The sequence below is a fragment of the Streptomyces sp. NPDC059917 genome, assembly GCF_042730635.1.
In the GTDB taxonomy this organism is placed as follows: Bacteria; Actinomycetota; Actinomycetes; order Streptomycetales; family Streptomycetaceae; genus Streptomyces.
In genome coordinates, this window is record NZ_JBHWLC010000088.1 from 14001 (window position 1) to 31213 (window position 17213).

The following is a 17213-nucleotide window of genomic DNA, read 5'->3' on the forward strand; positions in this document are numbered from 1 at the left end:
TCGACTATGACGAAAGAAACTACGTGCTGGGCAGGGCAGTTGGAAATGTTCGCCATCAGGTTCTTGGCCCGCACGTCGGTCCGGGAATGACCACCACCGGATTCGCCGACCCGAATACCAAGGCGGCCGCGCCGCGTTCAACCGATAACACAGCAAGGACTCGTTCAACTGAGTCGTCGCGCCAGTTGAACGCGGGAAGCCGCGGCCAGGGGGGAACCGGCCGCGGCTTCGGGTACTACAGGGCGATCCAGCGCCCCCGCGTCATCAGGACTCCTCGCGGGGACGCATCGGGCGCAGCGCGGGCCGGGCCGCCTGCTGCTTTCCGAGTTCCGCCGCGAGGCCGGCGACCGTCGCGGCGTTCAGCAGGACCTTCAACGGGACCTCGACACCCAGCCGCGCACGGACCAGGCTCACCAGCCGGACCGCGAGCAGCGAGTGGCCGCCCAGCTCGAAGAAGTCGTCGTCCATGCCGACGCCGTCGACTCCCAGCACCTGCGCGAACAGCTCGCAGAGGGTCTCCTCCTGCGGGGTGGACGGCGCCCGTCCGGCGCCCGTCGCCCCGGCGTACTCCGGGGCGGGCAGCGCCTTGCGGTCCAGCTTGCCGTTCTGCGTCAGCGGCAGCCGTTCCAGCATGACGACCGCCGCGGGAATCATGTGCTCGGGCAGCCGCTGGGCGACGAACTTGCGCAGGATCGCCGGGAGTTCGAGGTCGAACAGGCCGTCGCCCTCGGCGGGGACGACGTAGGCGACGAGACGGATGTCACCGGGCGTGTCCTCGCGGGCCATGACCGCGGCCTGACCCACCGACGGGTGGACCGTGAAGGCGGCCTGGACCTCGCCCGGCTCGATCCGGAAGCCCCGGACCTTCACCTGCTCGTCGGACCTTCCCAGGTACTCCAGCTGTCCGTCAACGGTCCACCGGACCTGGTCACCGGTCCGGTACATCCGGCCGCCCCCCTCGAACGGGCAGGCCACGAAGCGCTCGCCCGTCAGCCCCGGCCGTCGGACGTAGCCCCGCGCGAGCTGGGCACCGGCGATGTACAGCTCACCGATGACTCCGGGCGCCACCGGCTGCAGCGCCCCGTCCAGGACGTAGACCCGGGTGTTGGCGTTCGGCTTGCCGATCGGCACCGATTCACCGATCTCCTGACCCGCCGCGACCTCGAACACGGTGCATCCGACGACCGTCTCGGTCGGTCCGTACTCGTTGACCACCACCGAACGCGGCGCCCGCTCCAGCCACGAGCGGACCACGGCGCCGGTCAACGCCTCACCACCGACGATCATCTTGCGCGCCGTAGTGGACACCTGCTCCGCCGTCAAGAGTTCGGTGAGCAGCGGCAGATGGGCGGGCACCACCTTGGCCAGCCCGAACCCGCCGCCCGCGGCGACCAGCGCCGCCAGTCCCTCGGCGCCGCCCTCCGGGCTCACCACGACCGCCGAGCCCGACACCAGCGGCACCAGCACGCTGGTCACCGTCAGGTCGAAGGCGAGGGACGAATGCAGGGGCGCCCCTCCCCCGGCCTCCATGCCGTAGGCCCCGCTCGCCCAGACCACGTAGTTCGTCAGGCCGCCGTGGGTGACCGCGACGCCCTTCGGACGGCCGGTGGATCCCGACGTGTAGATCACGTAGGCCAGGCCCTGCGGCGCCACCGCGACACCGGGCGCGGTGTCCGGGCAGGCGCCGACCATGGCGGCGACCATCGGCTCGTCCAGCGCCATGGCGCGCACCCGGCCGACGGGCAGCTCGTCGAGCACCTCCTCCTCGCTCAGCAGCAGCGCGACGCCGCCGTCCGACAGCATGAACGCGATGCGGTCCGCCGGGTACTCCGGGTCGATCGGCAGGTACCCGGCCCCCGCCTTCCAGACGCCCAGGATCGCGACGGTCATCTCGACGCCCCGCCGCATGCACAGGGCCACCAGCGACTCCGGGCCCACGCCCTGGCCGACGAGGTGGTGGGCCAGCCGGTTGGCCCGCGCGTCCAGTTCCGCGTACGTCACCTCGACGCCGTCGCACACCACCGCGACCGCGTCCGGCGTACGGGCCGCCTGCGCCTCGAACAGCTCTGGAACCGCGGCGTCCGGCATCTCGGTCCCGGTGTCGTTCCATTCGGTGAGCACCTGGTGCCGCTCGGCCTCGCCGAGCACCCGAAGGCCGCTCAGCGGCTGGTCCGGGCCACCGTCGAGGGCCCGCTCCAGCGCGTCCACCAGGTTCGCGGTGACCGTGCGCACGAGCCCGGCCACCATCCGCGGGTCGATCGGGGCGACCGCGTCGACGGCCAGCCCCAGCCGGTTGCCGTCGTCGTCGATGGCGACCGAGAGGGGGTAGTTGGTGCGGTCGACGACCTTCACCGTACGGATCCCCTCCAGGCCCCGCGCCCCGGCCTCCGCCGCGGCCCCGCCGGAGGTCTTGCCCGAACCCTGGGCGCCGTTGTGCCGGTAGTTGAACATCGAGGTGAACAGGGGCGCGTCACCCTGCACGCCACTGGCCCGCTGGGCCACCGCGAGGGGCGCGTGCTCGTGTTCGAGCAGGGCCGCGAGCTGACCGCGCATCGCGGTCACCGCCGCCAGCGCGCCCGTCGAGTCCAGCCGGGCCCGTACCGGAAGCATGTTCATGAACGGTCCGGCCACCCGGTCGGAACCGGCGCCCGCGTTCATCCGGCCGAACAGGACGGTGCCGAAGACCACGTCGTCCCGACCGCTGACCGCGGACAGCACCCGCGCCCACGCCACGTGCAGGACGGTCGCGGGGCTGGATCCGAGCCGCCGCGCGACCTCGCGCAGACGGTCGTTCAGCTCGTCGGGGAACGCCAGCCCGGCCCGCACCACGCCCGCGCCGTCGCCCCGCGCGTCCACGAGTCCGAACGGAGCGGTCGGCTCCGTCACGTCGCCCAGCAGCTCGGCGAAGAACGACTCGTGCTCCCCGCTGCCCAGCCCGGCACGGGCCTGGGCCACGAAGTTCCGGAACGGCAGCGGGTCGGCCAGCTCTCCGCCGCGCCCGGCGAGGAACGCCTGGACCTCCTCCAGCAGCACCACCACAGCGGTGTGGTCCTGCACCATGTGGTGCGCCCGGAAGAGCACCAGCCACCTGTCACTGCCCGGCTCCGCGGCCACGTGCAGGCCGATCAGCGGTGCCCGGCCCAGGTCCATGTGCGACCCGCCCAGGGCCACCAGCTCGCCCACCGGGTCCGCGCCGTCCGGGTCCAGCCGTACTTCCTCGACCGGCAGGACGGCGCGCCGCCACACCGCCTGCACGGGCTCGCGCAGGCCCTCCCACACGATCGCGGTGCGCAGGATGTCGTGCCGGTTGACGACCTGCTGGAGCGCGTCGGCGAAGGCGTCGAGCCGGTCGCGGGAGTCGAACTCCAGGACGGTCGGCATGACGTAGGCGTCCTCACCGCCGTCGGCGAGGAGGTGGTGGAAGAGCAGCCCCTCCTGGAGCGGTGCGAGGGGGTAGATGTCCGCGACGTTCGCGGCCCCGCCGTCGACGGTCGCGACAATCCGCGCCACCTCGTCGGCGGTCAGGTCCACCAGCGGCAGCATGTCCGGAGTGATGGTCGTGGCGCCCTCGGGGATGGCGTTCTCGGGAACCACCATCTCCTCGGCCCCGGCCACCGCGGCCAGACCAGCCACCGTCGGCGTCTGGAACAGCGCCCGTACGGACACGGTCACGCCGTGCCCGCGCAGGATCTCCACCAGCCGGATGGCCAGCAGGGAGTGACCTCCGAGGGCGAAGAAGTCATCGTCGACGCCCACGCTGTCCAGGCCGAGGACCTCGGCGAAGGCGGCGCAGAGGATCTCCTCACGAACCGTGGAGGGCCCACGGCCCGAACCCGTCGCGTACTCCGGGGCGGGGAGCGCCTTGCGGTCGAGCTTGCCGTTGACCGAGAGCGGCAGGGCGTCGAGGACCACGATCGCGGACGGGACCATGAACTCCGGCAGGTGCCCGGACAGGTACAGCCGCAGCTCATCCACGTCCACATCGCCTGCGGGGACCACATACGCGACCAGGCGCTTGTCGCCCGGTACGTCCTCGCGGGCCACGACGGCGGCTTGCGCGACCAGCGGGTGCCCGGCCACGACGGCCTGGACCTCACCCGGCTCGATGCGGAAGCCGCGGATCTTCACCTGCTCATCGGCACGGCCCAGGTACTCCACCTGGGCGTTCGCATCCCAACGCGCCAGGTCGCCCGTGCGGTACAGACGCTCACCGGTCCCGAACGGGGAAGCTACGAAGCGCTCGGCCGTCAGACCGGGACGACCCGCGTAACCCCGGGCCAGCTGGACACCGGCGAGATACAGCTCACCACCGACACCGACGGGGACGGGGGAAAGGGAGCTGTCGAGGACGTAGACCTGCGTGTTCGCGATCGGAGCACCGATCGGAACCACGCTGATGTCCTCACCCGCAGGGCACTCCCACGCGGTGACGTCGACGGATGCCTCGGTGGGGCCGTAGAGGTTGTGCAGCTCCACACCCGTGCCGAACACCTCGAAGAAGCGAGCCACCGCAGCCGGAGAGAGCGCCTCGCCCGAGCAGATCACCCGACGCAGGCCCGAGCACTCGGTCGCGGCCGGGTCACGCAGGAACGCCTCCAGCATCGACGGCACGAAGTGCACCGTCGAGACACCCGCTTCGCGGATCACGGACGCCACATACGCCGGGTCACGGTGACCACCAGGACGGGCGACGACCAGCGACGCGCCCTCGAGCAGCGGCCAGAAGAACTCCCACACCGACACGTCGAACCCGAACGGCGTCTTCTGCAACACCCGCTCACCGGCCACCAGCCCGTAGCGGGACTGCATCCACCCGAGCCGGTTCACAATGCCCTCGTGGGACACGACCACACCCTTGGGGCGACCGGTCGAACCCGACGTGAACAGCACGTACGCCGGGTGCTGAGGCAACACCTCAACCGCCAGCACACCACCGGAAACCCCGGCCAGCACCTCAACCGTCGCCGGGTCATCAAGGACGACCACAGCCGTACCCTCAGGCAGCACGCCCGCCAACACACCCGAGGTCACGACACACGTCGCACCCGAGTCCGCCAGCATGAACCCCACACGCTCCGACGGCAGATCAGGGTCAACCGGCACATACGCACCGCCCGCCTTCACCACCGCCAGCAGCGAAGCGACCAGGTCCACGCCACGCTCCAGGCACACCCCGACCACAGACTCCGCGCCCACACCACGAGCGATCAGCACCCGGGCCAGTCGGTTCGCACGCGCATCCAGCTCCGCATACGACACCTCCACGCCCTCGAACACCACAGCAACAGCGTCCGGAGTACGCCCCACCTGCGCCTCGAACAGCCCACCCAGCGTCCCCACCGGCAGCTCAACCGCCGTGTCATTCCACCCCGAGACCAACTCGTGGCGCTCGGCAGCGCTCAGCACGTCCACCGCACCCACCCGGAGCTCCGGCTCGGCAGCCACCGCGCCCAGCACCCGCACCAGGCCCTCGATCAGACGCTCCACCGACGCCACGTCGAACAGATCCGCCGCCGCGACCACCGCACCGCGCAGACCCGCCGGCACACCCCCCGGCCCGAAGGACTCCCCGACACTGAACTCCAGGTCGAACTTGGCCACCGGCACGCCGGCCGATGCTCCTCCCGCCTGTACCCCGGGCAGGTCCACGACCGCCTCGGCGTTGTTCTGGAGGGTGAGCATCACCTGGAACAGCGGGTGCCGGGACAGGGAACGCGTCGGGGCGAGTTCCTCGACCAGTCGCTCGAACGGCACGTCCTGGTGCGCGAAGCCCGACAGACCGGCCTCCCGCACCCGCGCCAGCAGTTCGCGGAACGTCGGGTCACCCGACAGGTCCGCACGCAGCATCAGCGTGTTGATGAAGAAGCCGACGAGGTCGTCAAGCCCTTCGTCCGTACGTCCGGCGTTCGCCGATCCGATCGGGATGTCCGTTCCGCCGCCGAACCGCGACAGCGTGACCGCCAGCGCGGCCTGCAGCACCATGAACACCGTCACGCCCTCGGCGCGCGCCAGCTCCACCAGCCGCGCGTGCACCTCCGCCGGGATCTCCAGGGAGACTCCGTGCCCGCGGTGGCTGGCCACCGACGGGCGCGCGTGGTCGAAGGGCAGGCCGAGTTCCTCGGGGATCCCGGCCAGCGCCTCGCGCCAGTAGGCCATCTGCTGCGAGACGAGGCTGTCCGGGTCCTGGTCGTCGCCGAGCAGTTCGCGCTGCCACATCGCGTAGTCGGCGTACTGGACCGGCAGCGGCTCCCACGCGGGCGCCCGGCCCTCCTGGCGCGCGGCGTACGCGGTGGAGACGTCCCGGGCCAGCGGTCCCGTGGACCAGGCGTCACCGGCGATGTGGTGCACGGTCACGACGAGCACGTGCTCGTCCGCTCCGGCCGAGAACAGCCAGGCCCGGATGGGCACTTCGGCCGAGAGGTCGAAGGCGTGGCGCGCCGCCTCCGATACCGCGGTGTCCACGTCGGCCGCCGTGGTGGAGAGGTCCACGACGTCGAGCTTCCACGGCAGGTCCGCGAGGTCCAGCACCTGCTGGTACGGCTCGCCGTCGGCCACCGCGAACACCGTGCGCAGCGCTTCGTGGCGGCCGATGACGTCCCGCAGGGCCGCGCCGAGCGCCTGGGCGTCGACCTGGCCCGCCAGGCGGAGCACCATCGGGATGTTGTAGGTCGCGCTCGGCCCCTCCAGCTGGCCGATGAACCACAGGCGGCGCTGCGCGAACGACAGCGGCACCCGCTCGGGGCGTTCCCGGGCGGCCAGGGCCAGACGGGCCCGGTCGGCGCCGTCGATCCTGGCTGCGAGCCGGGCGACCGTCGGTGCCTCGAACAGCGCACGGAGCGGCACTTCCACGTCGAGCACGGCCCGCACGCGGCTGACCAGGCGAACGGCGAGGAGGGAGTGGCCGCCGAGGGTGAAGAAGTCGTCGTCGACACCGACGGTGTCCACGCCCAGCACCTGGGCGAAGACTCCGGTGAGGATCTCCTCGTGGAGGGTGGACGGGGCCCGGCCCGGGCTCACCGCGTCGCCGTAGTCGGGCGCGGGCAGGGCCTTGCGGTCCAGCTTTCCGTTCACGGTCAGGGGCACCTCGTCCAGTACCACGACCGCGGCCGGGACCATGTACTCCGGCAGCCGCTCGGCCACGAACGCGCGCACCGACGTGGGCAGTCCGGCGTCCGCGCCGTCGGCGGGGACGACGTAGGCGACGAGGCGCTTGTCGCCGGGCGCGTCCTCACGGGCGATGACCGCGGCCTGCGCCACGGCCGGGTGCCCGGCCGCCACGGCCTGCACCTCGCCCAGTTCGATGCGGAACCCGCGCAGTTTGACCTGCTCGTCGGCCCGCCCGGCGAAGGTCAGCTGGCCGTCGGTCTCCCAGCGGGCGAGGTCGCCGGTCCGGTACATCCGCGCCCCGGCTCCGGCGAAGGGGCAGGCGACGAAGCGTTCGGCGGTGAGTTCGGGTCGGCCGTGGTAGCCGCGCGTCAGCTGCGCGCCCGCCACGTACAGCTCTCCCTCGACACCGGCCGGGACGGGCTGGAGCGATCCGTCGAGGACGTACAGCCTGGTGTTGGCCGTCGGTGAGCCGAAGGGGACCGTCCCCTCGCGGCCCGGGTCGACCGATCCGGTGGCCACGATCACGGTGGCTTCGGTGGGTCCGTAGGTGTTGATCAGGTTCCGGCCCCGCGCCCACGCGGCTGCCAGGCCCGGTTCGATCGCCTCGGCGCCGATCACCAGCGAGCCGACGCCCGCCAGGTCCGCGGGCTCCAGCACGCCCAGCAGCGACGGCACCACGCTCGCGGACCGCACACCGGCCGACTCGACCAGCGCGCGCAACAGCTTCGGCTCCGCCCGCTCGGCCGCGCCCGCCACCACCAGAGAACCACCACGGCCCAGCGTCACCGCCACATCCAGCACCGACGCGTCGAAACTGAACGAAGCGAACTGCAGCACCCCGACACCCGGCCCGACCTCCATCAGCGGACCGAACACCGACACCAGGTTCACCAGCCCGTCATGGGTGGCCGCGACGCCCTTCGGGCGACCGGTGGATCCCGAGGTGTAGATGACGTAGGCCAGAGCGGTCGCCGCCACGGCCGCGTCGGGCGCGGTGTCCGGCAGCGTCGCCAGTTCGGCGCCCACCCGGGGGTCGTCGAGCCGGACCACCCGGTCCGCGTCGAGGCCGTCGGCCAGGTCGCCCGCCACGTCCTGGCGCAGGACGACCGCACGGGCCCCGCTGTCGGCGAGCATGAACGCGAGGCGCTCGACCGGGTACTCCGGGTCCAGCGGGACGTAGGCGGCCCCGGCCTTCCAGGAGGCCAGGATCGCGACGACCATGTCCACGCCGCGCGGCAGGCACAGGCCGACCACCGACTCGGGACCCACGCCCCGGGAGACCAGGTGGTGCGCCAGCCGGTTGGCCCGCGCGTTCAGGTCCCCGTACGACACCTCGGTGCCCTCGAAGACGACGGCCACCGCGTCCGGGGTGCGCGCCGCCCAGGTCTCGAACAACTGCGGAACGGATACCGGCGGCACTTCGGCCGCGGTGTCGTTCCATGCGGTGAGCACGCGCTGCCGCTCGGCCTCGTCGAGCACGGTGACCGTGGTCAGCGGCAGGTCGGGGCCGCCGTCCAGGGCCTGTTCGAGCGCCGCCACCAGGTTCCGCGTGGCGGCGGTCATCAGCGTGGCGACCGCCTCCGGGTCGATCGGGGCGACCGCGTCGATGGCCAGGCCCATCCCGTTGCCGCCGTCGTTGACCGCGACCGAGAGGGGGTAGTTGGTGCGCTCCCGCTGGAGCAGCGTCCGGATGCCCTGCATGTCCTCGTCGGCCTGGGCGATCAGGTCGGCGGAAGGGGCGCTGTTGTGCCGGTAGTTGAACAGCGAGGTGAACAGGGGGGTGTCCCCGGAGACGCCGCTGGCCTGCTGCGCCACCGCGAGCGGGGCGTGTTCGTGCTCCACCAGACCGGCCAGCTGACCGCGCATCGCGGACACCGCCGCCAGCGCGCCCAGTTCGTTCACCCGCACCCGGACGGGCAGCGTGTTGATGAAGGGACCCGCCACGCGGTCGGTGCCGGATCCGGCGTTCATCCGGCCGAAGAGGACGGTGCCGAAGACCACGTCCTCGCGGCCGCTGACCGCGGACAGCACCCGCGCCCACGCCACGTGCATCACGGTCGCCGGGCTGGCACCGAGTCGCCGGGCGACCGCGCGCAGCCGTTCGGCCAGTTCGTCGTCGAAACGGGAGCCCGCCCGTGCCACCTCGGCACCGACGTCCCGCACGTCCACCACGCCGTACGGGGCGGTGGGCTCGTCGACGTCGCCCAGCAGCTCGGCGAAGAACCGCTCGTGCTCGGACCGTTCGACCCCGGCACGCGCCTGGGCGACGAAGTTGCGGAACGGCAGCGGCTCGGACAGCTCGGCGCCGCGTCCGGCGAGCGTCGCCCGCACCTCGCCGAGCAGCATCTCCAGGCCCGTGTGGTCCTGCACCATGTGGTGGACGCGGACCAGCAGCAGCCAGCGGTCGTCGGAGACGCCCGCCGCGTGCAGCCCGACCAGCGGAGCCCGGCCCAGGTCCATGGACAGGCCGCCGGCCGCCAGCAACTGGTCCATGGGATCGGCGCCGTTCGGATCCAGCCGCACCTCCTCGACCGGCAGGACGGCGCGCCGCCACACGACCTGCACGGGCTCGTGCAGGCCCTCCCACACGATCGCGGTGCGCAGGACGTCGTGCCGGTTCAGGACCTGCTGGAGCGCGTCGGTGAAGGCGTCCAGGCGGTCGCGGGAGTCGAACTCCATGACCGTCGGCATGACGTAGGCGTCCTCGCCGCCCTCGGCGAGGAGGTGGTGGAAGAGCAGACCCTCCTGGAGCGGTGCGAGCGGGTAGATGTCCGCCACGTTCGCGGCGCCGCCCTCGACGGTGGCGACGATGCGTGCCACCTCGTCGGCGGTCAGGTCCACCAGCGGCAGCATCTCTGGCGTGATGGTCGTGGTGCCCTCGGGGATGGCGTTCTCGGGAACCACTATCTCCCCGGTTCCGGCCACCGCGGCCAGGCCCGCCACGGTCGGCGTCTGGAACAGCGCCCGTACGGACACGGTCACGCCGTGGCCGCGCAGGATCTCCACCAGGCGGATGGCCAGCAGCGAGTGACCGCCCAGGGCGAAGAAGCTGTCGTCGACGCCCACGTTCTCCAGGCCGAGGACCTCGGCGAAGGCGGCGCAGAGGATCTCCTCACGGACGCTGGAGGGGCCACGGCCCGAACCGGTCGTGTACTCGGGAGCCGGCAGGGCCTTGCGGTCCAGCTTGCCGTTCACGGACAGCGGCAGAGCGTCGAGGACCACGATCGCGGACGGGACCATGAACTCCGGCAGGTGCCCGGGCATGAACACCCGCAGCTCAGAGGTCAGTTCCTCCTCGTCCACGTCGCTTACGGGGACGACGTAGGCGACCAGGCGCTTGTCGCCCGGTACGTCCTCACGCGCTACGACGGCGGCCTGCGCGACCAGCGGGTGCCCGGCCACGACGGCCTGGACCTCACCCGGCTCGATACGGAAGCCACGGATCTTCACCTGCTCATCGGCACGGCCCAGGTACTCGACCTGCCCCTCGACGCCCCATCGGGCCAGGTCACCGGTGCGGTACAGACGCTCACCGGTCCCGAACGGGGAGGCGACGAAGCGTTCAGCGGTCAGACCGGCACGACCGGCATAGCCCCGGGCCAGCTGGACACCGGCGAGGTACAGCTCACCACCGACACCGACGGGGACGGGGGAAAGGGAGCTGTCGAGGACGTAGACCTGCGTGTTCGCGATCGGAGCACCGATCGGAACCACGCTGATGTCCTCACCGGCAGGGCACTCCCAGGCGGTGACGTCGACGGATGCTTCGGTCGGCCCGTAGAGGTTGTGCAGCTCCACGCTGGAACCGAACACCTCGAAGAAGCGAGCCACCGCAGCCGGGGAAAGCGCCTCGCCCGAGCAGATCACCCGACGCAGGCCCGAGCACTCAGCCGCAGCTGGATCCCGCAGGAACGCCTCCAGCATCGACGGCACGAAGTGCACCGTCGACACCTCCGCTTCGCGGATCACCGACGCCACGTAAGCCGGGTCCCGGTGACCACCAGGACGGGCCACGACCAGCGACGCACCCTCCAGCAGAGGCCAGAAGAACTCCCACACCGACACGTCGAACCCGAACGGGGTCTTCTGCAACACCCGCTCACCCGACACCAGCCCGTACCGGGACTGCATCCACCCGAGCCGGTTCACAATGCCCGCGTGGGACACCACAACACCCTTGGGGCGACCCGTCGAACCCGACGTGAACAACACATACGCCGGGTGCTGAGGCAGCACCTCACTCGCCAGCACACCACCGGAAACCCCGGCCAGCACCTCAACCGTCGCCGGGTCATCCAGCACGACGGCAGCCGCGCCCTCGGGCAACGTGTCCGCCAGAGCAACCGAGGCCACGACACACGTCGCACCCGAGTCCGCCAGCATGAACCCCACACGCTCCGACGGTAGATCAGGGTCGACCGGCACGTACGCGCCGCCCGCCTTGACCACCGCCAGCAGCGAGGCGACCAGGTCGACACCGCGCTCCAGGCACACCCCGACCACGGACTCGGCGCCCACACCACGAGCGATCAGCACCCGGGCCAGACGGTTCGCACGCGCATCCAACTCCGCATACGACACCTCCACACCCTCGAACACCACAGCAACCGCATCCGGAGTACGCGCCACCTGAGCCTCGAACAACCCACCCAGCGTCCCCACCGGCAGCTCAACCGCCGTGTCATTCCACCCCGAGACCAACTCGTGGCGCTCGGCGGCGCTCAGCACGTCCACCGCACCCACCCGGAGCTCCGGCTCGGCAGCCACCGCGCCCAGCACCCGCACCAGGCCCTCGATCAGACGCTCCACCGACGCCACGTCGAACAGATCCGCCGCGGCGACCACCGCACCGCGCAGACCCGCCGGCACACCCCCGGGCCCGAAGGACTCACCGACACTGAACTCCAGGTCGAACTTGGCGGCGGACTTGCCCGCCGAGACCCGGCTCGTCGGCTCGGCACCCGACAGGTCCAGGGCCGCCTCGGCGTTGTTCTGGAGGGTGAGCATCACCTGGAACAGGGGGTGCCGGACCAGGGAGCGCGTCGGGGCGAGTTCCTCGACCAGCCGCTCGAACGGCACGTCCTGATGGGCGAACGCGCTGATGCCCGACTTCCGTACGCGGGAGAGCAGTTCGCGGAACGTCGGGTCCCCCGACAGGTCCGTGCGCATGACCAGGGTGTTGACGAACAGCCCGACCATGTCGTCGAGGGCTTCGTCGGTGCGCCCCGCGACCGCGGCGCCGATGGGGATGTCCGTCCCCGCTCCGAACCGCGACAGCAGCACCGCCAGGGCGGCCTGGAGGACCATGAAGGTCGTGGCGCCCTCGGCCCGGGCCAGCTCCGCGAGCCGGCCGTGGACCTCCGCCGGGATGTTCAGGGACACGGTGTGGCCCTGGTAGCTGGCGACCGTGGGGCGCGCGTGGTCGAAGGGCAGGCCGAGTTCCTCGGGGATCCCGGCCAGCGCCTCGCGCCAGTAGGCCATCTGCTGGGAGACGACGCTCTCCGGGTCCTGGTCGTCGCCGAGCAGTTCGCGCTGCCACATCGCGTAGTCGGCGTACTGCACCGGCAGCGGCTCCCACTCGGGTGCCCGGCCGGCGCGGCGCGCCTCGTAGGCCTCGGAGACGTCCCGGGCCAGCGGTCCCATCGACCAGCCGTCGGCGGCGATGTGATGGACCACCACGAGGAGCACGTGGTCGTCGGGCGCCACCGTGAACAGCCAGGCCCGGATGGGCACTTCGGCCGAGAGGTCGAAGGCGTGGCGCGCCGTCCCCGCCACGGCGGCGTGCACGTTGACCGGGCCCTGCGTCGTGGACAGGTCGACGACGTCGAGCTTCCAGGTGAGGTCGGCGAGTTCCAGCACCTGCTGGTGCGGCTCACCGCCGGACACGGTGAACACGGTGCGCAGGACCTCGTGCCGGTCCATCACGTCGCGCAGGGCGGCGTTCAGGGCCCCGCTGTCCACCTGGCCGGACAGCCGCATGGCCATGGGGATGTTGTAGGTCGGGCTGGGGCCCTCGAGCTGCTCGACGAACCACAGACGGCGCTGGGCGAATGACAACGGAAACATCAGGAATCCCCCTGGGTACGCGTACGCATGGGCCGCAACGCCGGCCGCTTTGCTGACTTCTTCTTTCCGAGCTGCTGTGCGAGACCCGCGACCGTCGGCGCTTCGAACAGCGTCCCGATCCCGACTTCCACGCCCAGCGCCACCCGGATCCGGCTCACCAGCCGTACGGCCAGGAGCGAGTGCCCGCCGAGGGCGAAGAAGTCGTCGTCCACGCCGACCTTCTCCACCCCCAGCACCTGGGCGAACGCCGCACACAGGGCCTCTTCCTCAGGGGTCGACGGACCCCGGCCGGATCCCGCCGTGACGGCGTATTCCGGTGTCGGCAGTGCCTTGCGGTCCAGCTTTCCGTTCACGGTCAACGGCAGGTCGTCCATGGCCACGACGGCTGCCGGGACCATGTACCCGGGCAGGCGTTCGGTGGCGAACTGCCGGACGGTCCCCGCCAGGCCGTCACCCGCGGCCGGCTCCGTGGTGTCCACGGGGACGACGTAGGCGACGAGCCGCTTGTCGCCGGGCGTGTCCTCACGGACGACGACCGCGGCCTGGGCGATCTGCGGGCAGGCGGCCAGTACGGCCTCGATCTCGCCGGTCTCGATCCGGAAGCCCCGGACCTTGACCTGGTCGTCGGCGCGGCCGACGAACTCCAGGTTCCCGTCCGCGTCCCACCGGACCACGTCGCCGGTGCGGTACATGCGCTCGCCCGCGTCGGCGTACGGGGAGGCCACGAACCGGTCCGAGGTCAGCCCGGGGCGGTTCAGGTAGCCCCGGGCCAGACCGGCGCCGACCACGTACAGCTCACCCGGCACCCCTACGGGTACGGGCCTCAGCTTCCCGTCCAGGACGTACAGCCGCAGATCGGGGATCTGGCGGCCGATGAGGCTCGGGGCTCCGTCGGTGGCCGCGGCCTCGTCCAGTGCCGCGTAGGTGACGTGCACGGTGGTCTCGGTGATCCCGTACATGTTCACCAGCAGCGGCGCGTCCTGCGGGTGGCGGGAGTACCACTCCCGCAGCCGGGCCGGGTCCAGTGCCTCGCCGCCGAACACCACGGTGCGCAGGGTCAGTTCCCCGCCCAGCTCCGGTTCCTGCGCCTCCGCCTGCATCAGCTGGTAGAAGGCGGACGGTGTCTGGTTAAGCACCGTCACCCGTTCGCGGACGAGCAGCCGCAGGAAGTCCTGCGGGGAGCGCGACACCTCGAACGGGACGACGACCAGGCGGCCGCCGTACAGCAGGGCGCCCCACAGTTCCCAGACCGAGAAGTCGAAGGCGAAGGAGTGGAACCAGGTCCACACGTCCTCGGCTCCGAACGCGAACCGGTTCCGTGTCGCACCGAAGAGGCGCGCCACGTTGGCGTGGGTGACGACCACGCCCTTGGGCTGTCCGGTCGACCCCGAGGTGTAGATCACGTACGCGGGGTGGGAGGGCAGCAGGCCGCCCGCCCGGTCCGCGTCCGTCAGCCGTGCAGCGTCCAGGCCGTCCAGCTCACCGGCCACGGCCGGGTCGTCCAGGGCGACCACCGCGAGCACCCGCGCGTCCTCGGGACCGAGCAGCCGGTCGCGGGTCTCGCGGTCCGTGACCATGGTCACGGGGGTCGCGTCGCCCAGGACGAAGGCGATGCGCTCGGCCGGGTAGCTCGGGTCGATCGGCAGGTAGGCGCCGCCCGCCTTCACCACGGCGAGGAGGGAGACCACCAGGTCCACCGACCGGTCGAGGCATACGGCGACCAGCGATTCCGGTGCGACGCCCCGGGACACGAGCAGCCGCGCCAGCCGGTTCGACCGGGCGTCCAGCTCGGCGTACGTCAGCCGCGTGTCGCCGAACTGGACGGCCACCGCGTCCGGGGTCCGCTTCGCCTGCGCGTCGAACAGCGCGGGCAGCGAGTCCACGGGCACCTGCTCGGCACCGTCGTTCCAGTCCACCAGCATCCGGTGACGCTCGGCCTCGCCGAGTACGTCGACCGCGCTCAGCGGCTGGTCGGGGGCGCCGTCCAGTGCTCGCTCGATCGCCGTGACCAGGTTGTCCGTGGCCGTGGCGATCAGGGCCGCGACGGCCTTGGCATCCACCGAGGCGACCGCGTCGATGGCCAGGCCGATCTCCGTGCCGTCGTCGTCGACCGACACCGACAGCGGGAAGTTGGTCCGCTCGCGGGAGAAGACCGTACGGATCCCTTCCAGGGCGGAACCGGCGCCCTCACCCTCCTCGGGCGCGGAGTTGTGCCGGTAGTTGAAGAGCGAGGAGAACAGGGGGGTGTCACCGGGGACGCCGCTGGCCTGCTGGGCCAGGGCGAGCGGGGCGTGTTCGTGCTCCAGCAGACCGGCCAGCTGGTCGCGCATCGCGGACACCGCCGCCAGCGCGCCCAGTTCGTCCATCCGCACCCGGACAGGCAGCGTGTTGATGAAGGGACCCGCCACCCGGTCCGAGCCCGCACCGGCGTTCATCCGGCCGAACAGGACGGTGCCGAAGACCACGTCCTCGCGGCCGCTGACCGCGGACAGCACCCGCGCCCACGCCACGTGCATCACCGTCGCCGGGCTCGAACCGAGCCGGCGCGCGACGTCCCGCAGGCGCCCGGAGACGCCCTCCTCCAGCTGACCCACCGCTCGCGCCACGTCCGCACCGACACCGCGCACGTCCACGAGGCCGTAGGGGGCGGTGGGCTCGTCGACATCGCCCAGCAGCTCGGCGAAGAACCGCTCGTGCTCCCCGCTGTCCACGCCCGCCCGGGCCTGCGCCACGAAGTCGCGGAACGGCAGCGGCTCGGGCAGCTCCGCACCACGCCCGGAGAGGAACGCCTGGACGTCGCCGAGGATCACCTCCATCGCGGTGTGGTCCTGGACCATGTGGTGCATGCGCAGCAGCGCCAGCCAGCGGCCGTCGGCCGCTGCCGCCAGGTGCATGTGGATCAGCGGCGCCCGCCCCAGGTCCATGGACAGGCCGACCCGGGCCACCAGTTCACCCGCGGGATCCGCGGCGAGGGGGTCCAGCTGGACCTCCTCGACCGGGAGGACGGCGTGTCGCCACACCACCTGCACCGGCTCGCGCAGGCCTTCCCACACGATCCCGGTGCGGTAGATGTCGTGCCGGTCCACGACCTGCTGCAGCGCCTCCGTGAAGGCGTCGAGCCGCTCGCGGGACGCGAACTCCACGACCCTCGGGGTGACGTAGGCGTCCTCGCCGCCGTCGGCGAGGAGGTGGTGGAAGAGCAGCCCCTCCTGGAGCGGCGCGAGCGGGTAGACGTCCGCCACGTTCGCAGCGCCGCCGTCGACGGTGGCGACGATCCGCGCCACCTCGTCGGCGGTCAGGTCCACCAGCGGCAGCATCTCCGGAGTGAGGGCCGTGGCGCCCTCGGGGATCGCGTTCGCCGGTACGTCGACCTGCTCGGCCCCGGCCACCGCGGCCAGGCCCGCCACGGTCGGCGTCTGGAACAGCGCCCGTACGGACACGGACACCCCGTGGCCGCGCAGCCGCTCCACCAGCCGGACGGCGAGGAGGGAGTGACCGCCCAGGACGAAGAAGTCGTCGTCGACGCCGACGCTCTCCAGACCGAGGACCTCGGCGAAGGCGGCGCACAGGATCTCCTCCCGCACGCCGGAGGGTCCGCGCCCCGAACCGGCCGTGTACTCCGGCGCGGGCAGCGCCTTGACGTCCAGCTTCCCGTTCACCGTCAGCGGCAGCGCATCGAGCACCACCACCGCCGACGGAACCATGTACTCGGGCAGCTGCTGGGCGGCGTACTCCCGGACGGAAGCGGGGAGTTCGGTGTCGGCGCCGTCCGTGGGGACGACGTAGGCGACGAGTCGCTTGTCACCCGCCACGTCCTCACGGACCACGACCGCGGCCTGAGCCACCATCGGATGACCCACCACCACCGACCGGACCTCACCCGGCTCGATACGGAAACCACGCACCTTCACCTGATCATCCGCACGCCCCAAATACACCAACTCACCCTCAGCGGTCCACCGGACACGGTCACCCGTCCGATACATCCGCTCACCAGCATTGGTGTAAGGCGAAGCTACGAACCGCTCAGCCGTCAGACC

The 17213-nt window shown here is 71.8% G+C and carries 2 protein-coding genes; both read right to left on the reverse strand.

The features are described from left to right. Nucleotides 1-264 precede the first annotated feature (264 nt). Complete coding sequence (locus ACFWAR_RS33705; protein ID WP_385785650.1) at nt 265-13173, reverse strand: amino acid adenylation domain-containing protein; 12909 nt, start codon at nt 13171-13173, stop codon at nt 265-267. Next, nucleotides 13173-17213, reverse strand: a 4041-nt coding sequence (locus tag ACFWAR_RS33710) for an amino acid adenylation domain-containing protein (protein ID WP_385785652.1), incomplete at its 5' end; no start/stop codon positions are given. The genes ACFWAR_RS33710 and ACFWAR_RS33705, both read right to left, overlap by 1 nt.